Origin of the sequence: Sphingomonas quercus (assembly GCF_018863195.1) — a bacterium.
GTDB lineage: Bacteria > Pseudomonadota > Alphaproteobacteria > Sphingomonadales > Sphingomonadaceae > Solisphingomonas > Solisphingomonas quercus.
On record NZ_JAHKRT010000006.1, the window covers coordinates 220,684 to 244,553 of the forward strand.

Annotated in this window: 22 protein-coding genes and 1 tRNA gene; 7 read left to right on the plus strand and 16 right to left on the minus strand. The window is 66.9% G+C overall.

Annotated features, from left to right (window positions below; translation table 11 throughout):
• Positions 1-194: 194 nt before the first annotated feature.
• A complete protein-coding gene (locus KOF26_RS12685; RefSeq protein WP_216325405.1) occupies positions 195-581 on the plus strand; it encodes a hypothetical protein in 387 nt (128 codons plus the stop codon).
• On the opposite strand, the gene KOF26_RS12690 is transcribed toward KOF26_RS12685, so the two are convergent.
• A complete protein-coding gene (locus KOF26_RS12690; protein WP_216325409.1) occupies positions 514-1,104 on the minus strand; it encodes a VOC family protein in 591 nt (196 codons plus the stop codon). The two genes, KOF26_RS12685 and KOF26_RS12690, sit on opposite strands and share 68 nt — an antisense overlap.
• A gap of 102 nt (positions 1,105-1,206) precedes the next feature.
• Here KOF26_RS12690 and purL point away from each other — a divergent pair, with 102 nt between their 5' ends.
• The 3 genes from purL (at position 1,207) to KOF26_RS12705 (ending at position 4,972) form a co-directional block, all read left to right on the plus strand.
• Positions 1,207-3,366: a phosphoribosylformylglycinamidine synthase subunit PurL gene (purL, locus tag KOF26_RS12695; RefSeq protein ID WP_216325412.1), complete on the plus strand. Its 2,160-nt coding sequence runs from the start codon at positions 1,207-1,209 to the stop codon at positions 3,364-3,366.
• Between the two features lie 93 nt (positions 3,367-3,459).
• Positions 3,460-3,663, plus strand: coding sequence for a hypothetical protein (locus tag KOF26_RS12700; RefSeq protein WP_216325415.1), 204 nt, complete (start codon positions 3,460-3,462; stop codon positions 3,661-3,663).
• Positions 3,664-3,700: 37 nt separating this feature from the next.
• Entirely contained in the window at positions 3,701-4,972 is a 1,272-nt protein-coding gene (locus tag KOF26_RS12705; RefSeq protein ID WP_216325419.1) for a DUF418 domain-containing protein, read from the plus strand.
• On the opposite strand, the gene KOF26_RS12710 is transcribed toward KOF26_RS12705, so the two are convergent.
• The 4 genes from KOF26_RS12710 to KOF26_RS12725 all read right to left on the minus strand — a co-directional run bounded on the left by KOF26_RS12710 (position 4,917) and on the right by KOF26_RS12725 (position 11,452).
• Positions 4,917-6,380 carry an efflux transporter outer membrane subunit gene (locus KOF26_RS12710; protein WP_216325421.1) on the minus strand — a complete coding sequence of 488 codons (1,464 nt, stop codon included), beginning with the start codon at positions 6,378-6,380 and terminating at the stop codon, positions 4,917-4,919. The genes KOF26_RS12705 and KOF26_RS12710 overlap by 56 nt on opposite strands.
• Positions 6,377-9,565 carry an efflux RND transporter permease subunit gene (locus tag KOF26_RS12715; protein ID WP_253201395.1) on the minus strand — a complete coding sequence of 1,063 codons (3,189 nt, stop codon included), beginning with the start codon at positions 9,563-9,565 and terminating at the stop codon, positions 6,377-6,379. The genes KOF26_RS12710 and KOF26_RS12715 overlap by 4 nt, the downstream gene beginning before the upstream one ends.
• Before the next feature lie 6 nt (positions 9,566-9,571).
• Positions 9,572-10,858 carry an efflux RND transporter periplasmic adaptor subunit gene (locus tag KOF26_RS12720; RefSeq protein ID WP_216325423.1) on the minus strand — a complete coding sequence of 429 codons (1,287 nt, stop codon included), beginning with the start codon at positions 10,856-10,858 and terminating at the stop codon, positions 9,572-9,574.
• A 186-nt stretch (positions 10,859-11,044) separates the two neighbouring features.
• Complete coding sequence (locus tag KOF26_RS12725; RefSeq protein ID WP_216325647.1) at positions 11,045-11,452, minus strand: winged helix-turn-helix transcriptional regulator; 408 nt, start codon at positions 11,450-11,452, stop codon at positions 11,045-11,047.
• A 232-nt stretch (positions 11,453-11,684) separates the two neighbouring features.
• On the opposite strand from KOF26_RS12725, the gene KOF26_RS12730 reads away from it, so the two are divergent.
• Complete coding sequence (locus tag KOF26_RS12730) at positions 11,685-13,814, plus strand: RelA/SpoT family protein (RefSeq protein ID WP_216325425.1); 2,130 nt, start codon at positions 11,685-11,687, stop codon at positions 13,812-13,814.
• Between the two features lie 68 nt (positions 13,815-13,882).
• Here KOF26_RS12730 and KOF26_RS12735 read toward each other — a convergent pair whose 3' ends face one another.
• Positions 13,883-14,242 carry a DUF952 domain-containing protein gene (locus tag KOF26_RS12735; protein WP_216325427.1) on the minus strand — a complete coding sequence of 120 codons (360 nt, stop codon included), beginning with the start codon at positions 14,240-14,242 and terminating at the stop codon, positions 13,883-13,885.
• Positions 14,239-15,108: a peptidylprolyl isomerase gene (locus tag KOF26_RS12740; RefSeq protein WP_216325429.1), complete on the minus strand. Its 870-nt coding sequence runs from the start codon at positions 15,106-15,108 to the stop codon at positions 14,239-14,241. The genes KOF26_RS12735 and KOF26_RS12740 overlap by 4 nt, the downstream gene beginning before the upstream one ends.
• A 60-nt stretch (positions 15,109-15,168) precedes the next feature.
• Between KOF26_RS12740 and KOF26_RS12745 the strand changes: the two genes are divergently transcribed.
• Positions 15,169-15,259, plus strand: a tRNA-Ser gene (locus KOF26_RS12745).
• Positions 15,260-15,865: 606 nt separating this feature from the next.
• On the opposite strand, the gene KOF26_RS12750 is transcribed toward KOF26_RS12745, so the two are convergent.
• The 5 genes from KOF26_RS12750 to KOF26_RS12770 all read right to left on the minus strand — a co-directional run bounded on the left by KOF26_RS12750 (position 15,866) and on the right by KOF26_RS12770 (position 20,057).
• Complete coding sequence (locus KOF26_RS12750) at positions 15,866-17,059, minus strand: alkene reductase (protein ID WP_253201396.1); 1,194 nt, start codon at positions 17,057-17,059, stop codon at positions 15,866-15,868.
• A 22-nt stretch (positions 17,060-17,081) separates the two neighbouring features.
• Complete coding sequence (locus KOF26_RS12755; RefSeq protein ID WP_216325431.1) at positions 17,082-17,693, minus strand: NADPH-dependent F420 reductase; 612 nt, start codon at positions 17,691-17,693, stop codon at positions 17,082-17,084.
• Positions 17,694-17,807: 114 nt separating this feature from the next.
• The gene (locus KOF26_RS12760; protein ID WP_216325433.1) at positions 17,808-18,722 is read right to left on the minus strand and encodes a pirin family protein; all 915 of its coding nucleotides are present in this window, start codon (positions 18,720-18,722) and stop codon (positions 17,808-17,810) included.
• Between the two features lie 75 nt (positions 18,723-18,797).
• Complete coding sequence (locus KOF26_RS12765) at positions 18,798-19,415, minus strand: NADPH-dependent FMN reductase (RefSeq protein ID WP_216325436.1); 618 nt, start codon at positions 19,413-19,415, stop codon at positions 18,798-18,800.
• 216 nt (positions 19,416-19,631) lie between these two features.
• Positions 19,632-20,057, minus strand: a complete 426-nt coding sequence (locus KOF26_RS12770) for a DoxX family protein (RefSeq protein ID WP_216325440.1) — start codon at positions 20,055-20,057, stop codon at positions 19,632-19,634.
• A 160-nt stretch (positions 20,058-20,217) separates the two neighbouring features.
• Between KOF26_RS12770 and KOF26_RS12775 the strand changes: the two genes are divergently transcribed.
• Positions 20,218-21,090, plus strand: a complete 873-nt coding sequence (locus KOF26_RS12775; protein WP_216325443.1) for a LysR family transcriptional regulator — start codon at positions 20,218-20,220, stop codon at positions 21,088-21,090.
• Positions 21,091-21,211: 121 nt separating this feature from the next.
• Here the strand turns inward: KOF26_RS12775 and KOF26_RS12780 are convergent, their stop codons facing one another.
• The 4 genes from KOF26_RS12780 to KOF26_RS12795 form a co-directional block, all read right to left on the minus strand.
• Positions 21,212-22,084, minus strand: a complete 873-nt coding sequence (locus KOF26_RS12780) for a LysR family transcriptional regulator (protein ID WP_253201397.1) — start codon at positions 22,082-22,084, stop codon at positions 21,212-21,214.
• Between the two features lie 221 nt (positions 22,085-22,305).
• Positions 22,306-22,638 carry a hypothetical protein gene (locus tag KOF26_RS12785; protein ID WP_216325449.1) on the minus strand — a complete coding sequence of 111 codons (333 nt, stop codon included), beginning with the start codon at positions 22,636-22,638 and terminating at the stop codon, positions 22,306-22,308.
• A gap of 45 nt (positions 22,639-22,683) precedes the next feature.
• The gene (locus KOF26_RS12790; protein WP_216325453.1) at positions 22,684-23,148 is read right to left on the minus strand and encodes a nuclear transport factor 2 family protein; all 465 of its coding nucleotides are present in this window, start codon (positions 23,146-23,148) and stop codon (positions 22,684-22,686) included.
• A gap of 77 nt (positions 23,149-23,225) precedes the next feature.
• Positions 23,226-23,774 carry a carboxymuconolactone decarboxylase family protein gene (locus KOF26_RS12795; RefSeq protein ID WP_216325456.1) on the minus strand — a complete coding sequence of 183 codons (549 nt, stop codon included), beginning with the start codon at positions 23,772-23,774 and terminating at the stop codon, positions 23,226-23,228.
• Positions 23,775-23,870: the final 96 nt, after the last annotated feature.

Genomic DNA, 23,870 nt, shown 5'->3' on the forward strand with positions numbered 1-23,870 from the left:
GCCTTTCAAGGCGCGAACCGAATCTTGCCGGGCCCGATTGAGCGAAATGTCCCGAAGCTGGACAATCCGGCGTGGCGCGCATCAGATGAGAAGCCACGACGAACCGTTCATCGCAAAAAATGCCGACGGACATGGGTTGCAATGCACAAAGTTGCTTGACCTGTGGCCAACTAATCGCAGAAAAACGGGGCCCTATGCAGAACCGCGCCCTTTTCCGCTCCGCGTCAATCGCGGCCGTCCTCCTCCTGTCCGCTTGCGGCCAGCCTGAAACGATCACCGCCGATGAGGCGCCGGACGACATGAAGGCGGCGCTGAACGCAGCGAAGCCGGTCGAGCTGCCGCCGGCGATGACGGCCAGCAAGTCCTACCGTTGCAAGGACAACAGCCTGGTTTTCGTCGACTTCTTCGCGGGCGACAAGCAGGCGATCATCCATCCGGGCAAGAAGGATGCGACGCCGATCACGCTCAAGGCCGATGAGGCCGGCCAGCCGCTGACCGCCGACGGCTATACCGTCAAGGGCTCGGGCGCGACCATCCAGTATGCCGCCCCCGGCAAGGCGGAGCAGAGCTGCAAGGCCTGATCCGACGATCCAACCCATATCGGGGCCGGCGCGGGGATACCGCGCCGGCCCTTTTTCTTTGCGCGGCCGATTCGTCGCCCATCGCCGCCAGCCGCCGCTGAAGCTCGGCCTCCGACACGTCCTCGACATGGGTGGCGATGTTCCACTGATGGCCGAACGGGTCGACGATCATGCCGGATCGGTCGCCGTAGAACTGGTCGGTCACCGGCTGCACGACGGTGGCCCCGGCGGCCACGGCGCGTGCGAAGGCGCGGTCGACATCCGGCACATAGAGCATGAACATCGCGGTGCCGCCGCCGCGCGATGTGGGCGACAGGGTGTCGCGATCGGGCCATTCGTCGGTCATCATGATGTGCGAATCGCCGATGCGCATCTCGGCGTGGGCGATCTTGTCGCCCATCGGCATCCGCATCACCTCCTCGGCGCCGAACGCCTCGACATACCAGTCGAGCGCCTTGGCGGCGCCGTTGATGATCAGATAGGGCGTGACCGTGTGATAGCCATCAGGAATCGGCTGAACCATGTCGCTCTCCTCAGACGAATCGGGGCGCCCAGCATCCTCCCCTGCCGTGACACGCGCAATTCGGGCTGACATCAGGCCGTTGTCCGGTTACCGGCTTCGGCCATGACCCAGATCACGCCCGAAATCGTTGCCGAGCACGGCCTGAGCCCCGAGGAATATGCGCGCGTGCTGAACGCGCTCGGCCGCGAGCCCAATCTGACGGAGCTCGGCATCTTCTCGGTGATGTGGTCCGAGCATTGCTCCTACAAGTCGAGCCGCCTCCACCTCAAGACACTGCCGACCACCGGCCCCCAGGTCATCTGCGGCCCCGGCGAGAATGCCGGCGTGATCGATATCGGCGACGGCCAGGCCGCCATCTTCAAGATGGAGAGCCACAACCATCCGAGCTACATCGAGCCCTATCAGGGCGCCGCCACCGGCGTCGGCGGCATCCTGCGCGACGTGTTCACGATGGGCGCGCGGCCGGTGGCCAACATGAACGCGCTGCGCTTCGGCCGGCCGGATCATCCCAAGATGCGCCACCTGATCGCCGGCGTCGTCCATGGCATTGGCGGCTATGGCAATTGCGTGGGCGTGCCGACCGTCGGCGGCGAGGTGAACTTCCACCGCGCCTATGACGGCAACATCCTCGTCAACGCGATGACCGTGGGTGTCGCCGAGACCGCGAAGATCTTCTATTCGGCGGCGTCCGGCATCGGCAACCCGATCGTTTATGTCGGCTCCAAGACGGGCCGCGACGGCATCCACGGCGCGACCATGGCCTCAGCCGACTTCTCCGAGGATTCGGAGGAGAAGCGCCCGACCGTACAGGTCGGCGACCCGTTCACCGAGAAATTGCTGATCGAGGCCTGCCTGGAGCTGATGGCCTCCGACGCGATCGTCGCCATCCAGGACATGGGCGCCGCCGGCCTCACCTCTTCCTCGGTGGAGATGGCGTCGAAGGGTGGCGTCGGCATCCGGCTCGACATGGACAAGGTGCCCCAGCGCGAGGCGGGCATGACCGCCTACGAGATGATGCTCTCCGAATCGCAGGAGCGCATGCTGATGGTGCTGAAGCCCGGCCGCGAGGCCGAGGCCGAGGCGATCTTCCGCAAATGGGAGCTGGATTTCGCCGTGATCGGGGAGGTCACCGACACCGGCCGCATGGTGCTCGTCCATCAGGGCGAGACGGTGTGCGACATTCCGCTCGGGCCGCTCGCCGACGATGCTCCGCTTTATGATCGGCCGTGGGTGGAAACGCCGAAGCAGGCGCCGCTCGGCGACGTGCCGGCTTCGGCCGATATCGGCGCGGACCTGCTCCGGCTGATGGGCTCGCCGGACCTCGCCTCGCGCCGCTGGATCTGGGAGCAATATGATCACATGGTCGGGGCCGACACCGTGCAGCGTCCCGGCGGCGACGCGGCCGTGGTGCGCGTCCACGGCACGCAGAAGGGGCTGGCGATCACCACCGACTGTACGCCGCGCTATTGCTTCGCCGACCCCTATGAAGGCGGCAAGCAGGCGATCGCCGAGGCCTATCGCAACCTGTCGGCCGTCGGCGCCCTGCCGCTGGCGACCACCGATTGCATGAACTTCGGCAACCCGCAGCGGCCGGAGATCATGGGCCAGTTCGTCGGCTGCATCAAAGGGATGGGCGAGGCGTGCCGCGCGCTCGACTTCCCGATCGTGTCGGGCAATGTCTCGCTCTACAACGAGACGAAGAATGACGACGGCTCGGGCTCGGCGATCCTGCCGACGCCCGCGATCGGTGGCGTCGGCCTGCTCGCCGACTGGTCGAAATCGGCGACGATCGCGCTCAAGGCCGATGGCGATACGATCTGGCTGCTCGGCCGGCATGACGGCCATCTCGGCCAGTCGCTGTGGCTGCGCGAACTGCTCGGCCGCGAGGACGGCCCGCCGCCGCCGGTCGATCTCGCCGCCGAACGCGCCATCGGCGAGCAGGTCCGCACGCTCATCGCCGACGGCGTGGCGACCGCGGTGCATGATCTGTCCGACGGCGGGCTGATCGTGGCGCTGGCGGAGATGGCGCTGGCGGGAAATCGCGGCGTCGTGCTCGACATCGCGCTCGACGCCGCCACCGCGTTCGGCGAGGATCAGGGCTGCTACCTCGTCACCACTGCGGCGAATGCGGTCGTGCCCGGCGCACGACGCATCGGCACGGTCGGCGGCGACACGGTGGCGGGCGTAGCGCTCGCCGACCTGCGCACGGCGCACGAGGCGTTCTTCCCCGTGTTGATGGGCGCGGACGCGGCGCTGGCCTGAGGCGCAGGGCAACGGCGCTCGACCGCTCGGCCCGCGGATGTTAGCCATGCCGTCGCCGTGTGCTGGGCGGCCCTGTAGCGGAGCGGTTGCGGCATGACATCGTCCCTGATTGCCGCGATCTCCGCGGCGTGCGCCTGCCGCCCCGTCGCGGCGAGCGCCCTGCGCGGCTCCCTGGCGCCCGGCCTCGCCGCCATCGCCATTGCCGGGCCGGCGGTTGGGGCGCCGACGCTGGCGGGGGCCGACCTGTACGGCGGCGTGTGGCGGCGCCCCCGGTGGATGGCGGCGGCCGGCGCCTGAGCGCCCGCCCCTCACCGCTTCGATCGCTGATGCCCTGATGCCCGACAGACCAGCCCTTCCCACCGGCCGTATCGCCACCCTCGACGGGGTGCGCGGGATGGCCGTGATGGGCATCCTGCTGATGAACATCGCCGGCTTCGCGCTGCCGGAAGGGGCCTATTACAACCCCGCAGCCTATGGCTCGAGCGGCCCGCTCGATTATGCCCTGTGGGCGGTGATGTTCCTGCTGGTCGACGGCAAGATGCGGGCTCTGTTCTCGATGCTGTTCGGCGCTTCGCTGCTGCTCGTCGCGGAGCGTGCCGAGACCGCTGGCGGGAGCGCGCCGGGCGTGCATTACCGGCGGATGCTGACGCTGGCACTGTTCGGGGCGGCGCATCTCTACCTGATCTGGTGGGGCGATATCCTGCTGCACTATGCGCTGGTGGGCTGCCTTGCCTTCGCCTTTCGCGGCCAGACGGGGCCCGCGCTGCTGCGCGGAGCGATATTGTGCTTCGTGATCGAGGCGCTGATCGCCGCCATGCTCTACCTCAGCCTGCGCCAGATCGAGGTGGCGGGGACGACCCCCGGCGCGGCGGCGAGCGCGGTGAAGGGCTGGCTGGATACGCGCGCCGAGCTCGGCCTCTCCACGCCCGATCGGCTCGCCGCCGAGATCGCGCTCTATCGCGGGCCATGGTCCGGCATCGTCGCGGCGCTGACCGGGGAAAAGGCGCTGCTCCCCCTCTACCTCCTCTATGCCGGCGGGGCCGAGACGCTGGGGCTGATGCTGCTCGGCATGGCGGCGCTGCGGAGCGGCTTCCTCACCGGGCAATGGCCACGCCGGGCCTATTGGCGGGCGGCCGCGTGGGGCTACGGCATCGGCCTCGCCGGGACCGGCCTGCTGCTGCTGCTCTGCCTGCGCTCCCGCTATGATTCGCTCACCGTGTTCGGGGCGAGCATGGCCGGCGGCCTGCCGTTCCGCCCGTTGGTGGCGATCGGCCATGCGGCGCTTGGCGTGCTATGGCTGACGGCCGGGCGAAGTGGCTTGCGCGACCGCGTCATCGCGGCCGGGCGCGTCGCCTTCAGCAACTATCTCGGCACCAGCCTCGCGATGACGGCGCTTTTCTACGGCTGGGGATTCGGCCTGTTCGGGCGGCTGGATCGCACCGCGCTCTATCTGGTGGTGGTGGGGGCGTGGGCGGTGATGCTGCTCTGGTCGAAGCCGTGGCTCGACCATTTCCGCTACGGCCCGCTGGAATGGCTGTGGCGGACGCTCGCTAGGGGGCGCCCGCAGCCCTTGCGCCGCCGGACGTCCCCGCCGAACGCGGCGTGATGTCGGACAGCTCGTCGCCGCCGAGGCTGGTGTAGAGATCGACGAGGCTCGTCGCCCGCGACAGCCGCGCCGCGACCAAAGAGCGGCGCGCCGAGTAGAGCGTGCGTTGCGCAACCAGCGTGTCGAGGAACGGATCGATGCCCTGGCGATAGCGCGCCTCGCTCAGCGTCAGCGTATCACGCGCGGCGGCTTCCAGCCGCTCCTGCGCGGCGAACTCGGCGTCGATGGTCGAACGGCGGGCAAGCGCGTCGGCGACTTCGCGGAAGGCGGTCTGGATCGTCCGCTGATATTGGGCGAGGGCAAGATTGAAGCGGCCCCGTGCCGCCTCCAGATCGCCGCGACGCGCCCCGGCGTCGAAGATCGGCAGGCTGGCGGACGGGCCGGCGGACCAGGTGAAATTGCCGCTGTTGAACAGCGAGGACAGCGAAGTGCTGGCAAACCCGGCCACCGCCGTCAGGCTGATCGTCGGAAAAAAGGCAGCGCGCGCCGCGCCGATCTGGGCATTGCTGGCACGCAGCGCATATTCGGCCTGCAGCACGTCCGGCCGGCGCAGCAGGATGCGCGAATCGAGCCCGGCGGGAACGGCGGCGATCTGCGTGTCCACCGCCTCGATCGACACCGGCAGATCGGCGTCCGAGACGGGCGCGCCGACCAGCAGCTCCAGCGCGTTGCGATCCTGCACCACCTGCGCGATGAGGTTCTGGCGATCGGCCTCGGCCTGGGCGAGCACCGTTTCCGCCTGTCGCACGTCGGTGCGCGGCGCGACGCCGCCGTTGAGACGGGCGCGAGTGATCCTCAGCGACTGGCCGGCATTGTCGACGGTGTCCGCCGCGATGGCGAGCAGACTGCGATCGGTGGCCAGCGCCAGATAGGCGCTGGCGACGTCGGAGACGAGCGCCAGCCGCGCCGAACGAACCCCGGCCTCGGTGGCGAAATAGCTGTCGAGCGCGGCCGCCGACAGGCTGCGCAGCCGGCCGAACAGGTCGAGTACGAAGGAGGTGTCGCCGACCTGGGCCGTATAGTTGGTCTGGGTGCCGGCATTGCGCGCCGAAGTGCCGCTGCCCGCCCCACCGACATCGCGGGTGGTGGCGCCGGCGCTGACGTCGATCTGCGGGAATATATTGGCGCGCTGAACGCGATATTGCCCCCGCGCGATCGCGACATTCGCCATCGCCGCCTTGAGATCCTGGTTGTTGGCCAGTGCCTGCGCGATGATCCGTTGCAGCGCAGGGTCGCGAAACACGTCGACGTAGCGGACGACCGGCAGGCTCGCCTCATCCTGCTGCAGCACGGGCGACCCGGCCGGCCAGCCCTGAGGCACCGCGGGGGCGGGCCGCGCATAATGCGGCTCCATGGTGCAGGCCGGCAGCAACGCCGCCAGCGCAATCAGCGAAACGGCATTTTTCATTCGGCCGGCACCTCGCGCACCGCGGCCGCGCCATGGGGCGGGTTGCTCCGGTCACTGCCATGCTTGCTGCCGAACCAGCGGCGGACCAGCACGAAGAACAGGGGGACGAAGAAGATCGCGAGCGCCGTCGCCGTGATCATGCCGCCGAGCACCGACGTGCCGATGGCGACACGGCTCTTGGCGCCGGCGCCGGTCGAAACCGCGAGCGGCAGCACGCCGAAGATGAAGGCGAAGCTGGTCATCAGGATCGGACGCAGGCGCAGCCGCGCCGCCTCCAGCGCAGCCTCGAGCGGCGTGCTGCCGCGCTTCTCCGCCTGTTCGGCGAATTCGACGATGAGGATCGCATTCTTGGCGGACAGGCCCATGGTGGTGAGCAGGCCGACCTGGAAATACACGTCGTTCTCGATGCCGCGCAGCGCCACCGCCACCGCCGCGCCGAGCAGGCCGAGCGGGATCACCATCATCACCGAGAAGGGGATCGACCAGCTTTCGTACAGCGCGGCGAGACACAGGAACACCACCAGCATCGACAGCGCATAGAGCAACGGCGCCTGATTGCCGGCGGCGCGCTCCTGATAGGACAGGCCCGACCAGGCGATCGAGGTACCCGGCTGTTCCGCGGCAAGCTCCGCGATGCGCTTCATCGCGTCGCCCGAGCTGCGGCCTTCCGGCGCCTGGCCCTGGATGGAATAGTTGGCGACGCCGTTGAAACGGTTGAGGTTCGAGGCGGCGACACCCCATTTGGTGGTGGCGAAGGCCGAGAACGGCGCCATCTGCCCATTGGACGAACGGACATACCAGTTGCCGAGGTCTTCCGGGCGGCTGCGATAGGGCGCGTCGCCCTGGATATAGACGCGCTTCACCCGGCCGCGATCGACGAAGTCATTGACGTAGTTGCCGCCCCAGGCCGCGGACAGGGTGGAATCCACCTGCGTCTGCGACAGGCCGAGAGCGCCGATCTTCTCCTGATCCTCGACCACTTCCAGCGTCGGGCTGTCGTCCAGGCCCTGGAAGCGGACATTGGCGAGCGCCGGATCATTCTCCGCCGCCGCGATCAGCGCGTCACGACGCGCCTTGAACTCGGCACGCGACAAGCCGCCGGTGTTGAGCAGCTCCATGGAGAAGCCGGAGGACTGGCCGAGGCCGCGCACCGGCGCCGGGTTCAGCGCGAAGAAGCGCACGTCGCGCATCTGCCGGCTGAGCGCGCGGTTGGCGCGCTGCGTGATCCCCTGCACCGAATTGGCGAAGCCGGGCCGCTCGTCCCACGGCTGGAAGGCGATGAAGCCGCGACCGGTATTCTGGCCGTTGCCGCCCGCGCCCGTGCCGGTGATCGCGAAGATGATCGGGACGTTCTTCGGCTCGTTCTTCTGGAACCACTTCTCGATGGTGTAGACCGCCTGCAGCGTGCGCGGCTGGGTGGCGCCGGGCGGCAGCGTATAGTTGATCTGGGCGGTGCCCTGATCCTCGACCGGCAGGAAGCTGGTCGGCAGGCGCAGGAACACCACCGCAAGCGCGACCACGAGCAGGCCATAGACCAGCATTGCCAGCCCGCCGCGCGTGATCACCTTGCGCACCGTTTCCGTGTAACGATCGGCGGTGCGGTTGAACCAGTTGTTGAACTTGTCGCCATAGCGATGGAGGTAGCGGACCATCGGATTCTCATCCGCATGGCCATGCTCGCGACGCTTCAGCATGGAGGCGGCCAGCGCCGGCGACAGGATCAGCGCGACGAGCACCGACAGCACCATCGAGGAGACGATGGTGATCGAGAACTGGCGATAGATGACGCCGGTCGAGCCGCCGAAAAAGGCCATCGGCAGGAACACCGCCGACAACACCAGCGCAATGGCGATCAGCGCGATGTTGATCTCTTCCATCGACTTGATGGTCGCCTCGCGCGGGGTGATGTCGGGCTCTTCCTCCATCACGCGCTCGACATTCTCGACGACGACGATCGCGTCGTCGACGAGCAGGCCGATTGCCAGCACCATGCCGAACAAGGTGAGAGTGTTGATCGAATAACCGAAGATCGCCAGCACGCCGAACGTGCCGAGCAGCACCACCGGCACCGCGATCGCCGGGATCAACGTCGCCCGCCAGCTCTGCAGGAACACGAACATGACGATGACGACGAGGATGATCGCCTCGAACAGCGTCTTCACCACCTCTTCGATCGACAGCTTGATGAAAGCGGTCGTGTCCTGCGGAAAGGCGTATTTGAGGCCCGGCGGGAAACCCTTGGCGCGCTCGACGATGAACGAGCGGACAAGCTCGGCGGTGCGCATCGCGTCGGCGTTGGGCGCGAGGTTGATGGCGATGCCGGTGCCGGGATGGCCGTTGAGGCGGCTCACCGTGCCGGCATTTTCCGGCGCCAGTTCAACCCGCGCAATGTCCTTCAGCAGTACCTTGGAGCCGTCGGACTGGGTCTTGACGATGATCTGCCGGAACTGGTCCGGCGTGCTGAGACGCGAGCGCGCCGTGACGATCGCGGTCAGGCTCTGCCCCGGGACGGCCGGAAGATCGCCGAGCGAACCGGCCGCGACCTGGGTGTTCTGCGCCTGGATGGCCTGGCGGACATCGTCCGGGATCAGGCTGTACGAGGCGAGCTTGAAGGGATCGAGCCAGATCCGCATCGCGTAGGACGAGCCGAACACGTTGACGTCGCCGACGCCCTCGAGGCGGCCGATGGCGTCCTGCAGATTGGTGGCGAGGAAATCGCTGACGTCGCCGCTCGCCATGCGATCGGTCTCGTCATAGATCGCGATCACCATCAGGAAGTCCGGGTTGGACTTGGTGACGGTGAGGCCGCGCTGCTGCACCTGCTGCGGCAGGCGGGACAGGGCCTGCTGGACCTTGTTCTGCACCTGCACCTGGGCGATGTCCGGATCGACGCCCTTTTCGAACGTGCAGGTGATGCCTACCGAGCCCGAGGAACTCGAGCTCGAGGTGAAGTAGAGCAGCCCGTCAATGCCGGTGAGCTGCTGCTCGATGATCTGGGTGACGCTGGATTCCACCGTCTCGGCATTGGCGCCCGGATAGCTGGCGCGGATGTTCACCGATGGCGGCGCGATGTCGGGATATTGCTCGATCGGCAGCGACACGATCGCGCCGATGCCGAACAGCATGATGATGATCGCGATCACCCAGGCGAAAATCGGGCGATCGATGAAGATTTTCGAGATCATGGCGGATCAGCCCGCCGATCCGCCGGCGCGCTGGCCCCCGCCGCGATTGCCGCCGGCGCCATTGCCGGCGTCGCCGGCTCCCTGACGGCGGGGCGGCAGCGGCGGCGCGCCGGCCGGCACCGGACGGATCTTCGTTTCCGGCTGGATATTGAGCAGCCCCTCGACGATCACCTTGTCGCCGGGCTTCACGCCCGAGGTGGCGAGCCACTTGTCGCCAACCGTCTGCGTGACGGTGATCGGCTGCAGCTTCGCCTTGTTGTCGGGGCCGACCAGCATCACCGTGGCGCTGCCGCGCGGATCGCGCGCCACGCCCGCCTGCGGCACCAGGATCGCCTCGGTGGCGGTGGCCTGGCTCATATGCGCGCGAACGAACATGCCCGGCAGCAGCACGCCCTGCGGATTGGGGAAGCGGGCGCGCAGCGTCACCGTGCCGGTGGCCGGATCGACCAGCGCCTCGGCGAATTCGACATGGCCGGTGGGGCCATAGGCGCTGCCGTCTTCCAGCGTCAGCTTGACGTCGGCCGAGGAGCGGGTGAGGCCGTCGCGGCTCAGGGCGCGGCGCAGCGCCAGCAGGTCGGCGGCCGATTGCTGGATATCGACGAACATCGGATCGAGCCGTTGGATGCTCGTCATCGCCGTCGTCTGGCCGTTGGTGACGAGCGCGCCGGTGGTGACCAGCGAGCGGCCGACCCGGCCGGTGATCGGCGCCGGCACGCGCGTGAAACGCAGGTTGACATTGGCGGTGTCGAGCTGGGCCTGAGCCTGCTGCACCTGCGCGGCGGCCTGCTGCGCGGCGGCCTCCGCATCGGTATAGTCCTGCTGGGCGACCGCCTCCATCTCGACCAGCGGCTTGTAGCGATCGGCGCGGGCGCGCGCGGCCGACGCGGCGGCGCGGGCATTGGCGAGATTGGCCTTTGCCTGGGAAACGGCGGCCTCATAGAGGCTGGGATCGATCTGGTAGAGGGTCTGGCCCTGCTTGACGATCGAACCTTCCTCGAACAGCCGCGCCTTGATCACGCCCGATACCTGCGGACGCACGTCCGAGCTTTCGAAGGCGCTGGTACGGCCGGACAGCTCGATCGGCAGCGCGACGCTCTCGCGCTTCAACACCACGTATCCCGCCTCCGGCGTGCCGACAAAGGCGCCGCGACGCCCGCCGCCATTGCGTCCGCCGCCGCCACCGCCACCGCCGGCGCCGTCCTGCTGTTGCTGGGCGCCGCATGCGGCGAGCGCCAGCAGGAGCGCAAGCGTGGTGCAGCGCAGCGCGGAGCCAAGGTGCTGATGGGGCGTCATATGCCCGCCGGGCTAGGTGGCGCGCGATCCTGAGTCAATTGGCGCCGGAGGCACAACGGGCAGGAAAATGGTTTCAACTTTGACATGCTTGCGCCCCCTGTTTCACGACCGAAACGCGGACCCCCGGCCAGGCCCGTCCGCGACATTATGTTGCGGCGCCAAGCGGGCCAGCGCGCGGCGGTGACGCTAATCCCGGGCGGTGGGCGCCGCAGCATCGGGCTGCATCCAGCGCAGGTCGGCGAGGCCGAGACGGCGACCGTCCGCGGCGCGCACCTCGATCGGCGCGAGCGGGCGCCCGTCGCGCGCATCGACCAACACCGCGCAGGCCGGCCCCTGCGCATTCCAGCGCTCCCCCCATTGGCGCAGCGCGACCAGCGTCGGCAACAGCGCCTCGCCCTTTTCGGTCAGCCGGTATTCCACCTTGCGGCGATCGTCCGCGCAGGGTGTGCGCGCGAGGATGCCATGCTTGACCAGCCGGGCGAGGCGGTTGGCGAGGATGTTGCGGGCGATGCCGAGCGTGCTCTGGAATTGCTCGAAGTGGCACAGGCCGTTGAACGCGGCGCGCAGGATCAGGAAGGACCAGCGCTCCCCCATCGCCTCCAGCGCCACGGGCAGCGAACAGTTGACGACGGCGTCGCGCAGGGGATCGACAGGTTCGGGCACCCGATCGCGGTACGCCTTTTTACGCGACTGTTCAAAGCCCCTGCCGGGGCCGCCGCCGCCGCCGCCCGCCGATGCGGCGCCATGAGCGGAAAGCGCGAAAACTGTTGCGCAATTGGCACGTCATGGGGTTGCGCGCGCGTGCGCCCAAGCCCCATGTAAAGCTGTGCTGAGGCAATATGAACTTGTCGAGCGGGTCCGCCGCTACGACCCCGACGCCGACGAGGCGCTGCTCAATCGCGCCTATGTGTTTTCGATGCAGGCGCATGGCAATCAGAAGCGCGCGTCGGGCGATCCCTATTTCAGCCACCCGATCGAGGTGGCGGGCATCCTCACCGATCTGCGCCTTGACGACGAGACGATCGCCACCGCCATCCTCCACGACACGATCGAGGACACCGTCGCCACCCACGAGCAGATCGAGAAGCTGTTCGGCCCCAATGTCGCGCGCCTGGTCGACGGCGTCACCAAGCTGTCCAAGATCGAGGCGCAAACCGAGAACGAGCGCGCCGCCGAGAACCTGCGCAAGTTCCTGCTGGCGATGTCCGACGACATCCGCGTGCTGCTCGTCAAGCTCGCTGACCGGCTGCACAATATGCGCACGCTCCATCACATTCCCAATCCGGAGAAGCGCCGCCGCATCGCCCGCGAGACGATGGATATCTATGCCCCGCTCGCCGAACGGATCGGCATGTACGAGTTCATGAAGGAGATGCAGACGCTCGCCTTCCGCGAGCTTGAACCCGAAGCCTATGAATCGATCACCCGCCGGCTGGAGCAGATGAAGGCCGGCGGCGACCAGATCAGCCGCATCGCCAGCCATCTGCGCCTGCTGCTCGGCACCAACGGCATCACCGCCGAAGTGGCCGGCCGCGAGAAGCACCCCTATTCGATCTGGCGCAAGATGTCGGAACGGCACATCAGCTTCGAGCAGCTGTCCGACGTCATGGCCTTCCGCGTCATCGTCGAGGATGCCGCCGCCTGCTATCGCGCGCTGGGCATCATCCACCAGCGCTGGCCGATGGTGCCGGGCCGCTTCAAGGATTATATCTCGACGCCCAAGCGCAACGGCTACCAGTCGCTGCACACCACCGTCATCCACAACGACAATGCCCGCGTCGAGGTGCAGATCCGCAGCGAGGAGATGCACGCCCAGGCCGAATATGGCTTTGCCTCGCACTGGGCCTACAAGCAGGGCCGCGACCCCGACGCGGAGAGCAGCGGCCAGGCGCGCTGGATCCGCGACCTCGTCGAGATCCTCGATCATGCCGACAGCCCGGAGGAGCTGCTCGAACATACCCGCATGGCGATGTATCAGGACAAGATCTTCGCCTTCACCCCCAAGGGCGAGCTGATCCAGCTGCCGAAGGGGGCGACGCCGGTGGATTTCGCCTATGCGCTCCACTCCCGGCTCGGCGACCAGACGGTCGGCGCCAAGATCAACGGCCGCGTCGTGCCGCTGCGCACCCAGATCCAGAATGGCGATCAGGTGCAGATACTCAAATCCGCCGCCCAGCAACCGCAGCCCGGCTGGCTGAACTTCGTCGTCACCGGCAAGGCGCGCGCCGCGCTGCGCCGCTTCGTGCGCCAGAAGGAACGTGACGAGACCGTGGCGCTCGGCCGCAAATTCTTTGACGAGATCGTCGCCCGCCTCCCCGCCCCGCTCGGCGCCGAGGCGATCCCGCAGGCGCTGAAGCGCCTGTCGCTGGCGGACGAGACGGCGCTGATGATCGCCATTGCCCGCCAGACCATCGTCGACGCCGAGGTGATGGAGGCGCTGATGCCCGGCACCGGCGAGCGCGCCGACGCGCTGACCCGCGCCCGCCCGGCGCGCCATGCCATCTCGATCCGCGGGCTCACCCCTGGCGTCGCCTTCCACCTCGCCACCTGCTGCCACCCGCTCCCCGGCGACCGCATCGTCGGCCTGCGCCGACCGGGCGAAGGCGTCGACGTCCACACCATCGATTGCCCGACGCTGGCGCGCGCGCCCGACCTCGACTGGGTGGACCTGTCCTGGGGAAAGACGGACGGGGCTACGGCGCAGCTCCACGTCATCGTCAAGAACGAGCCGGGATCGCTCGGCGCCGTCGCCGGCATCTTCGGCACCCACGGCGCGAACATCCTCAACCTGCTGCTCATCCATCGCGACACGGCGTTCCACACGTTCCGCGTCGACCTCGAGGTGCGCGACGTCCAGCAGCTGGAACGCATCCTCGCCGCGCTGAGGGCGGCGGACGCGGTCGCCTCGGCCGAGCGGGTGCGCATCGACGAGGTCGAGGAAGCGGCGGCGGCCTAGGCTCCCCGCATTTCCCCGGTGATGCCCGGCCGGTCCGGAGTGAGCGGTGCGTCGACGGTGAAGCGGATTCAGGCTGCGGCGGCAGGCAGGCCGCGCGGCAGCTGGTGGCGACCCTCGACGAGCGGCATCGCCTCCGCCCACAGCAGGTCAGCCTTGGTCAGCGCCCCATAAAGATGGGGGAACAGCGCCCCGCCGCGCGACACCTCCCAGCGAATCGCCTCGCCAAGTGCGGCGATGTCCACCGCGGCGACGATCAGCCCATCCTGCCCGGCAAAGTGCTTCGCTGCCGTCTCGCCGAGCTGGGCGGCGGTGGAGAGGTGGATATAGCCGTCGGCGAGATCGACCGGCGCCCCCGCGAAGCGCCCGTCGAGATCCAGCGCCCGCCACTGATCGGCGGTGAGTATCTTGTAGGCGACGGCGTCGCTCATCGCACCGCCCTCACCGGCACCGGCACGTTGCAGATATCGACGCCACCGGCCGGCACCGCGAAGAAGCCGTCATGGCGGTTGGCGCGCAACCGCACATAATCGGCGAAGGCCGGCGCGGCGCTGTCCATCACCTCGAAGGCAGGACGCGCGGCGGCCGGCATGTCGCTGGCCAGCCGCACGCTGATGATCGGCAGCCGCTCGCCCGGCGTTCGATAAAGGCCAAGGTCGCCCGTGCCGCGCGGCAACGCCGACAGCGCCTCCATGCCGGCGACGATGCGGCCGACCAGCGCGATGTTGCGATCGAGCTGGCGCGGCGCATGGCCGATGACGGTGTAGAGCGCCGAGCCGCTCCCCGTATCCGGCGCCGGATCGCGGGCGACGCCGACCATCGCGTAGCAATGAGTGAGGCTGGCCCGCCCGTCGCGCACCGCCACCGGCCATCCTTCGACAAAGCCGGTACGCGGCGCATAGGCGTCCGGCGCATCCAGCGGACGGATCGCCAGGCCCTGTGCGTCGCGCTCATATTCGGCGGGCGGACGGGCGGCGACGCCGCCCGGCAGCGGTTTCTTGTCGGTAGGATCGCCCCATTGCACGACATAATTGTCCTGCACGCGATAGACGCTCTCGCCATCCCACCAGCGGGCGCGGGCGAGTGCGCGGATATTGGCGACATGGGCCGGCGCGAAGCCGGGCGCCAGCTGGATCACCACCCGCGCCCCGCCCATGAGCTCGATCACCAGCAGCGCGTCGTCGGCGATCCGCGTCCAGGCGCTGGCCGGCGCGGCGGCGATCACGTCATTGGGGGTGATGGGTGGCGCGGGCGCGGTGACGGCCTGGAATGCGAGAAAAGCGAGGGCGGCATGCATGGGATATGAGCATGGCAGGTTGCATGGCGGCGCGCCACCCGCTAGGTGCCCCGACCTTACGGAGCGGTGGCCGAGTGGTCGAAGGCGCACGCCTGGAAAGTGTGTAGGGGTTAACAGCCCCTCGAGGGTTCGAATCCCTCCCGCTCCGCCAGAACCTTCTGATTTTCCGTCAATTTGAGAAAATCAGCGCTCCCTGCCCACTTTCATGCCCACTTGCGGCAAGGCTTTAAGCGCTCGCCGGCGGACGAGCACGGCCACTCAAGCAGCTATTGCCCATTTGGGAGCGCCCTGACGCGTCCCAGCCTGAGCTAAAGGGCGAGCCCGGGCAACGGCACCTGGCAGCACGACAGGGTTGGTGGCTGCACCGGCATGGCGCTGGTGCTATCCACACAGCCGAGGAATATCATGTCCGGCCAGCCCCCTTGAGGGCTCGGCGTCCGGCCCCGTGCACGTGACGCGGCGCGTGGCGATCCACATGGGCGCTGAGCAATATCGTGATCCGCATCATGGGCGCACCGCCACATGTGCTGAGCCCCCCACTGGCAGCAGGGCGCTTGGCGCCGTCCCGATTCTCGCATCATGAAGCTGAAGGTCTGCATCCATGGATGACAAGGAACGGAATAGCTTTGCCCGCAGTCGAGCTCGCGCAGCCGAGCTGGACGGGCGCGCGTCAGCCATATCCATGTCCTCGGCGACACGCTTGAACTCCTCGCGCTTGCCGGCGTGCTTCGCGAAGCGGACCACCGCTGAAACCGGTTCATCCCGGAACCCCTTCCTGTTCCGCCTTCAGGGTCGGGAAGTCGGTATATCCCGCTTCGGGGCCCTTCGGCTGGTATCCGAAGTAGACGCTGTGGTCGGCTGTGTTGAACGGCGCATTCGCCACGACGTGATCGATGAAGTCGGGATTGGCAAGTATGTGTGCGCCGTAGGATTCAAGGTCGGCGAGGCCCGACGCGATGTCCTTGCCGATTTCGTCGCGCGGGCGCGCCGGGCGGTTGAGGATGATCGCCTGATGCCAGATTCTGCGGAAGTCGTGCAGGATGTCCTCGTCCCCATAATGGACGATGTGGATGTAGGCGAGGCCGAGCTTGTCCAGTTCACCGACCAGATAGCGGAACACGTCCGGTCCTTCCGGGCCGACGTCGAGGCCAAAGCCGGTGAAACCAGGCGAAAGCCGGATGCCGGTCCGGTCGGCGCCGATCTCTGCGACAATGGCCTGCGCCACCTCGATCGCGAAGCGGGCCCGGTTTTCAATCGATCCGCCGTAGCGGTCGGTGCGCTGGTTGGAGCTTTTAGCGAGGAACTGGTGGACAAGGTAGGCGACGCCATGGATTTCGACGCCATCGGCGCCGGACTCGATCGCGCGCCGTGCGGAGCAGGCATAGTCCTTGATCGTCGCCGCCACCTCGTCGGTGGTCAGCGCGCGGGGGACCGGGATGTTCTTCATACCGTCCAGCGTGTAGATTTGCTCGCCCGGCGCGATCGCGGACGGGGCGACGCCCTGCCGGTGATGCGGAGTGTTGTCAGGGTGCGACATGCGGCCTGCACGCATGAGCTGGTAGAACACATGGCCGCCGCGCGCATGGATCCCGTCATTCACCACGCGCCAGCCTGCGACATGGGCATTGGTGTAGATGCCGGGTGTCAGCGGATAGCCTTGCCCGTCGTCGGACGGTTGCGTTCCCTCCGTCACCGTGAGCCCGACGCTGGCGCGTTGGCCATAATATTCGGCGGCGAGCGGTCCGGGCGTGCCGTCGGGGTTGGCGCGAGCCCGCGTCATGGGGGCCATGACAAACCGGTTCTGCAACTGGATGCGGCCAAGCTGGAACGGGGAATAAATCGCATTCATAGATCGATGTCCGTTATTTCGTGACCCGCTGTGCGTGCGGGTGGGTGGCTGGCGCGAGCCGACGTCGCGAGTTGCGATTGGCGTACCCAGCGGCAGCGGCAAGGCGCCCCCGCCGGACCAGGCCTTACGGGAAGGAGTTGTCGATCTTCACGAGGTCGTGGGCGATGAGCGGACCACCGGGCGACTGGAACAGCCGGCTGCCATGCTCCACATCGCCAAGGTCGAGTCCGAAGAAACCGAGCTGATCGATAAGCTCCGCGACTTCGGCCTTCGCACCCTGGTCATCGCCGGCGTAGAACAGCACGCGCCGCCCGCCATCGGCGTCAGGAGCCTTCTCCAGATTCATGAAGACATGATGGTTGAATGCCTTCACCACGCGGGCGCCAGGTGCCCATTCCCGAACGATCGACGTGGACGCCCGACCCGCAATATCGATTGGCGGCAGAGGCGGCTTTTGCATGTTGTTATTGGTGTCGACGAGGATGCGGCCGTTCCAGTCCAGCCCGGCGAGCGCGCCTTGCAGCCTGGGCCAGTTCACGGACACGAACACGATGTCCTTGGCCGCCGCCTCCTCACGGGTGCCGGCGGTGATCGACGGACCGGCTTTCGCGACCAGCTCGGCGAGCGTTTCCGGGCCACGGCTGTTGGCGATCGTCGCCGGAATGCCCTTGGCGCCAAGACGCCGGGCGATGGCACCGCCAATCATTCCGGTGCCGATGATTCCGATAGAAGGCATGAGGAGTCTCCAAGTTCATTTGAAAAAGGGGGGGCAGCCGGGGCCGGTGGGCAGGCCCTGGCTGCGGTGTGGCTGAGGCGGGGGAGGCCTCGCTACCGAGGGAAGCGGGAGGGGTCAGCCCCGATAGATCGGCGTCGACCCGGAGGCCCGCTGGCGGTTGCCAAGCGAGAAGAGCTGGTCCCTGAGCACCTGGATGTTCCGCTCGCCCGTCACCAATCCTTCGGCTGTGGCGTGCACCGAATAATAGCCAAGGTGCAGCTCGTGCGGGGAAGGGATCGCCGAACCGAGCACGAATGTCGCGCCGTCCGGGCCGCCCTGGAGCGCGATCGTCCCGTCATGCTCGGAGAAGATGAGCAGCTCGCCGTTCGAGGCGGACGCGGGACCTGCAAGGCTGCCCTTGGACAGCGCGAGCCAACCGACCGTGTGGCCGGCGGGGGGAGTGTAGTCCCAGCGCTGGCCGGGCGCGAGGGTCACGAGCAGGTAGTTGATGCCCGCAGGCGCCCTGACCGGGCTGGTGACGCCGCCATGCGCCCCGACGATGATATAGGCCGGCCCGACCTGGTGCATGTCGGCCGCCTCGACATATTGGCTGTCGACCGGCGCCAGCTCCAGTTCCTCGGGCAGCGACAACCAGAGCTGGAAGCCGTGAATGCGCTCGGACTTGCCGGACGACAGTTCTTTGCCGTGCCACACGCCGCCACCGGCGCGCATCCATTCGACACCGCCGTAACCGATGTAGCCCGAGCCTGCCTCCGGGTCGTCGAAATGCACGTCGCCGCGGGTGAAGACGGTGACGGTGCCAATCCCGGAATGGGGATGCATCCCGCCTGCGGCCGCGAATTCGCTCATCACGCCGCCGAAGCTGTCGAGGAACACGAACGGCTTGAGCTGTTCACCCAGGTCGCTCGGGCTTATTAGGCGGAACACCTCGCCATGACCGCGACCATTGGTGCGATAGATGACGTCGCGGCCGACGGTGGGGGCAGTGGTAGCGCTCTTCGCTGCGCGGATGATGCTGATGGTGGGCACGAGTCTTCTCCTTCGGGAAGCAGCTGTCGGCGACCCGTCATGATGTTGCGGCAAGGTCGGGAAGTTGGGGCGCGGTCAGTCCGCTTGGGCGCGTCCGGCAGTCTCGGCGCGGGCGGCCATGGTGGCCTTTGCCCACCAGACCAGTTCGTCGAGCGCGGTCGCGGTAGGAATAAGGTTCTGCTCGATCGACTCGATCGGCTGATTGCCGACGGCCGGGAAGATCGTGAAGAAGTCGCTGCCGCCGATATGGACGGCCGCATGGGTCGAGACCATGTGCATCTCGATGCCGATCAGGCGCAGATGCTCGATGGCGCGGGCCGCGCCGACGCCGCCATAGCCGATCGCGGTAAAGGGCTTGTGGCTCCACTCCTTGTACGCGTGATCGAGCGCGTTCTTGAGCGCGCCAGTGAGCGAGTGGTTATATTCGGCGACGACGAAGATAAAGCCGTCGAAGCCAGCAAGGGTCTTCTGCCAACGGACCGCTTCGGGGCTCTGGCTCGGCACCCACGCGCTCGATGCGACCTCGTCGAAGAAGGGCAGGTTAAAGTCGCGCAGGTCGAGCAGCTCGACGTCCAGATCCTCGCGGGCCTGGGCCTGCTTGAGCATCCATTGCGCGGGCACGTCGGCAAAGCGCGCGGCGCGCGTCGAACCGATGATGAGGGCGATCTTGGGGTTGGCGGTGATGGTCGACATCAAATTTCCTTCGCTTCGTGGGGAGAGTGCCGGAGCAATCTCGGTCTTGCTGAAGCTAAGCTGGCGCAGCGGAAGGGCCGCCACTAGACAGCCAGATCGTTCTACGGGGTCGCATTTTGGGGAACACTTCGTTGTGGCGGGCGGGGCCCCAGAACGCAGCAAAGCCGGACACACGGTTCCGTGTGCCCGGCTCGAGGCGCCGATCGGTGGAGGCGATTACTGAGCGGTGGCAAGCCGGCTCGAGTAGGTGCGGCGATTGCTCAGATACTCGTCCAGGCTGAAGGCGCCGGCACCGAAACCGACGATCTGGAGCAGACCGCCCGTCATCATCACGTTCTTGAAGAAGTGAACGAAGGTGTTTTGGTCGGCGAGGTCGCTGTGGAAGTAGAAGGCCGTGACCATCGAGAAGAAGGCGAGCAGGGCGGCGACCGGACGCACCTTGTAGCCCGCGACGAGCAGCGAGCCACCAACGATCTCGAGCGTGATCGCGCCGAGCGCGGCAAGAGGAGGAACCGGAAGGCCGACTGCTCCGATCATGGCAGCAGTTGCGCCGAAGGTCGCCGCCTTACCTAGACCGAAAAGAATAAACGGAAGACCGATCAGAAGTCGGCCAGCGAGCGGGGCATAACGGACGTTATTCATAGGACATCTCCTGTTTGCAGCAGGATGATGGATCATCCGCTTGCCCTGGAAATGAGGCACTCCACGGCTCGCCACTAGACATCGAAGATGCTACGCGGTGTCGCGGTTGAAGGAACACTCGGCGCCGGGGAGAAGTGGCCGCAGCCGGCGGGAGACGGGCGTGGAAATCGAGGATCTGAGGATGTTCGTCGAAGTGGCCGACGCTGGCGGGATTAACTCCGCTGCGCGTCGACTTGGTCTGGCGAAGTCGATCGTAAGCCGCCGCTTGCTGCGGCTCGAGCAGGAACTGGGCGCGGAACTCCTCGCGCGCACGACCCGCGGCGCGGTGCTCACCGAAGCCGGTATATCGTTCCGTGATCAGGCGGCCGACATTTGCGCTAAGATCGACGCAGCACGCGAGGAAATGTCGCCCAATGGCGACCTTCGGGGATTGCTCCGCATCGCGGGGCCGGCGTCCGTCGGCACCTTTTTCGCCCCCGCGCTGGCCGACTTTGCCCGCAGGTATCCGGCACTCAACGTTCACACACGTTTCTCGGACCAATATGTCGATCTCGCCGCCGAAGGCTTCGATTGCGCCATCCGGGTCGGCTACATGCCGGATTCCAATCTCATTGCCCGCAAGATCGGCTCGTTGCCGATGCGGCTCTATGCGAGCCCTGATTACATCGTGGCGAATGGCGCCCCCGAATATCCTGGCGATATCCTGAAGCACTCGGCCGTCACGGCCGGCACCGCTAGTTGGGTGTTCAGCGATGGGGATCAGAGCTTCACGGTACATCCGCAAGGCAGGTTCAAGGCGGACAATGCCTATGTCCTTGCCGAGGCGGCAGCAGCCGGCCTCGGTGTGCTGGCGATGGGCGAGATGATCGCCGGCCCCTATGTCGACGCGGGCAAGCTGGTCCCCATCATGACAGGGTTCACCTTGCCCGACGTCGGGATTTTCGTCGTGCGTGCGCCAGGCCAACACGTCCCGCGAAAGGTCCGCGTGTTGATCGATCTGCTGACCGAGAAGTTCTCAAGCGGGCGCTGCTAGCACCGGCGTTGCCTGTCCCACTCTGCATCCTCGGGCTCCGCTCAAGCAGGTCCCACCGAGGGGGCTTGCATGGTGCAAGTCCTCAGGCTTGGGCGCAAAGGTGCCGGATCGTCTAGTTCGGCTAGTTCAGCAGCCGATTTTCGCGTAGCCGCGAAACCGCCAGGTCGACGAAAGCACGCACCTTGGCGGGGGCGTGACGACCCTCCGGGTAAAGGACATGGATCGGAAGCGGGGGTTCCTCATAATCTGCCAAAACGATCTGAAGATCGCCGGCGATCAGCGCCGGCCCGATTTGATAATGAACGACACGGGTAAGGCCCCAGCCTTCCTTCGCGACGGCGATCGCGGCCTCGTTGGTATTGCATTGAAGGATTGCGTCGATCGTCACGCGCTGATCCCCGGCGAAGCGCCATTCGGGCGATGCCCAGGCGCTCGTTGAGGCTGCAACCCGGTGTGCCTTCAGGTCCGCAGGCGTGGACGGAACGCCATGTTTCTCGAAATAGCCAGGCGAGCCGCAGACCACCCTGCGCACCGAACCGACCCTGATCGCGGTAAAGCCCGAATCCGGCAGATGCCCGATGCGGATCGCGACATCGACCCCTTCCTCGACGATGTTGACGGGGCGATCGACGAAAAACGTCCTACCGCCCATCGTCGGGTAGGTATCGAGATATTCGGTCATGACTGGAAGCACATACATCTGGCCGAACATTGCCGACGCGGTGACGGCGAGTGTGCCGGCAGGCGTCGCATAGGAGCCCGCGGCGGCGGCCTCGGCCTCCGCTATATCGGCGAGGATGCGCCGGCAGTCGTCGAAATAACGGGTGCCGGCCTCAGTCATCTTCACCGACCGGGTGGTGCGGACGAACAGGCGCGCGCCGATCAGATCCTCGAGCGATGCGACAATGCGGGTCACGGTGGGCGCGCTCATGTGCATGAGACGGGCCGTTTCGGCGAAGCTTTCCGTTTCTGCGACCTTTGCGAAGATCCGCATCGCTTGCCATCGATCCATCCGTAACCTCCGCTCGCACCGTATCTCAGATCATCTGCATCAAGGTCGTCGCGTCATCGGCCAGTCCCTCCCGCAGTATGTCACCGTAATAATCGGACTTCTGACTGCTTGACGTCAGCCTGTCGAGAAGCCGTGCAAGGGCGCCTGTAAGGGATCGCAGTATAGAGGCCTTTACCGGTCGGGCCGGGTGCCTGATCGCAACACTAGCCATGACCGTTCGCCTCCGCACTGGAAGCATGAGCAATCGCGATGCCTTCGATTTCGCGGCAAGCCTCGTCGTCGAAGCCGGCCCGGATCGCGCGTGATCGGACTTTGCGATAGTCGCTGCGCTTGACGGCCAGCGCTAGTTCCAGTGCTCGCGCACCGCGCACGTCAAAGCTCCGCCCTGCGCGCGCGGCGTCGATCTCCGCGCCGCACATGCCAATCCGTGCCGCGGCGTCGTCCTGCTGGCGGATCAGGGCGGCGGCGCCTCTGTCTCCCGCGAGTGCCATCTCGATCGACAGGCGTGTGCGCGGGTCGAGTTTAGAGATTTGCATGGTCAAATCCTCGGATGGGGAATGCCACGTGCCCAACCGGGCCCGCTAGAAACCGAAGTCGCTGAGGCCGGGGTGATCGTCGGGACGCCGGCCGAGCGGCCAGCGGAACTTGCGGTCCTCCTCGCGGATCGGATGCTCGTTGATGCTGGCGTGGCGGTGCGCCATCAGACCGTCCTCGGCGAACTCCCAATTCTCGTTGCCATAGGCGCGGAACCACTGGCCGCTATCGTCGCGATACTCGTAGGCGTAGCGCACGGCGATCCTGTTGCCGGTGAAGGCCCACAGCTCCTTAATGAGCCGGTATTCCAGCTCCTTGTCCCACTTGCGGGTGAGAAACGCCTGCGCTTCCTCGCGGTTGGTCGCGAACTCGGCGCGGTTACGCCAGCGTGTGTCAACCGTGTAGGCGAGCGCGACTTTGGCAGGATCGCGGCTGTTCCAGCCATCTTCGGCCAGGCGCACCTTCTCAACGGCGCTTTCGTGGGTGAACGGAGGTAGGGGCGGACGGCTCATGCGGGTCTCCTGTGGCGTGACATTGAGGAACAGAATGGGCGGGCGACCGGAGGGGCTTTTGGCCGCGCGCCGCTGCGTCAGGCTGCCAGGCGATCGACGCGGGGGAAGTCGATCTCGGTGCCAAGCGCTTCGTTGACGTAGTTGGTGAAGGTGTTGAGCGCGACGTGCGCGATGATCTCGAGGATTTCGGCGTCGCCATACCCTGCGGCGCGAACCTTCTCGATCTCGGCCGGAGCGACCGAACCGCGCGCTGCGGTCAGCGCCCGGGCGAACGCCACGGCCGCGGCGGCCTTGGGATCGCTCGATGTGCCGGCTCGCGCTGCCGCGATCTCGGCCTCATCGAGCTTTGCAAAGCGGCTGCCGGTATAGCTATGGGCCGACAGGCAATAATCACAGCCATTCGCTTGTGCCATCGTGAGCGCCAGACGCTCGCGGGTCGCAAGGGGCAGCTTGCCCTTGCCGAGCGCCCCTTGCAGGCCAGCCAGCGCATTGAGCGCAACCGGGCTGGTGGAGACGAGCCGGAAGATGTTCGGCACGGCGCCGAGCTGCTTCTGGACGGCTTCAAGGATGGGACGCGATGCCTCGGGAGCGTCGTCGATCGTGGCGGGGGTGGGGATCACAGACATGGTGTTCAACTCCGGGAGGGCTTGCACCGTGCAAGCCTGACGAGAGGAAGATGGCGGGTCAGGGGGCGCGACTGAATGTCGAAAAACCGGAAGGGA

Excerpts from the sequence above, each read along its gene's own strand:
- KOF26_RS12710 (WP_216325421.1), bottom strand. The coding sequence starts at position 6,380 with ATGAAAAATGCCGTTTCGCTGATTGCGCTGGCGGCGTTGCTGCCGGCC.
- KOF26_RS12740 (WP_216325429.1), bottom strand. The coding sequence starts at position 15,108 with ATGCATGCCGCCCTCGCTTTTCTCGCATTCCAGGCCGTCACCGCGCCC.
- KOF26_RS12685 (WP_216325405.1), top strand. The coding sequence starts at position 195 with ATGCAGAACCGCGCCCTTTTCCGCTCCGCGTCAATCGCGGCCGTCCTC.
- KOF26_RS12720 (WP_216325423.1), bottom strand. The coding sequence starts at position 10,858 with ATGACGCCCCATCAGCACCTTGGCTCCGCGCTGCGCTGCACCACGCTT.
- KOF26_RS12765 (WP_216325436.1), bottom strand. The coding sequence starts at position 19,415 with ATGTCGACCATCACCGCCAACCCCAAGATCGCCCTCATCATCGGTTCG.
- KOF26_RS12705 (WP_216325419.1), top strand. The coding sequence starts at position 3,701 with ATGCCCGACAGACCAGCCCTTCCCACCGGCCGTATCGCCACCCTCGAC.
- KOF26_RS12725 (WP_216325647.1), bottom strand. The coding sequence starts at position 11,452 with ATGGGGGAGCGCTGGTCCTTCCTGATCCTGCGCGCCGCGTTCAACGGC.
- KOF26_RS12735 (WP_216325427.1), bottom strand. The coding sequence starts at position 14,242 with ATGAGCGACGCCGTCGCCTACAAGATACTCACCGCCGATCAGTGGCGG.
- KOF26_RS12700 (WP_216325415.1), top strand. The coding sequence starts at position 3,460 with ATGACATCGTCCCTGATTGCCGCGATCTCCGCGGCGTGCGCCTGCCGC.
- KOF26_RS12770 (WP_216325440.1), bottom strand. The coding sequence starts at position 20,057 with ATGAATAACGTCCGTTATGCCCCGCTCGCTGGCCGACTTCTGATCGGT.
- KOF26_RS12790 (WP_216325453.1), bottom strand. The coding sequence starts at position 23,148 with ATGAGCCGTCCGCCCCTACCTCCGTTCACCCACGAAAGCGCCGTTGAG.
- KOF26_RS12715 (WP_253201395.1), bottom strand. The coding sequence starts at position 9,565 with ATGATCTCGAAAATCTTCATCGATCGCCCGATTTTCGCCTGGGTGATC.
- KOF26_RS12780 (WP_253201397.1), bottom strand. The coding sequence starts at position 22,084 with ATGCGGATCTTCGCAAAGGTCGCAGAAACGGAAAGCTTCGCCGAAACG.
- purL (WP_216325412.1), top strand. The coding sequence starts at position 1,207 with ATGACCCAGATCACGCCCGAAATCGTTGCCGAGCACGGCCTGAGCCCC.
- KOF26_RS12755 (WP_216325431.1), bottom strand. The coding sequence starts at position 17,693 with ATGCCTTCTATCGGAATCATCGGCACCGGAATGATTGGCGGTGCCATC.
- KOF26_RS12795 (WP_216325456.1), bottom strand. The coding sequence starts at position 23,774 with ATGTCTGTGATCCCCACCCCCGCCACGATCGACGACGCTCCCGAGGCA.
- KOF26_RS12785 (WP_216325449.1), bottom strand. The coding sequence starts at position 22,638 with ATGCAAATCTCTAAACTCGACCCGCGCACACGCCTGTCGATCGAGATG.
- KOF26_RS12690 (WP_216325409.1), bottom strand. The coding sequence starts at position 1,104 with ATGGTTCAGCCGATTCCTGATGGCTATCACACGGTCACGCCCTATCTG.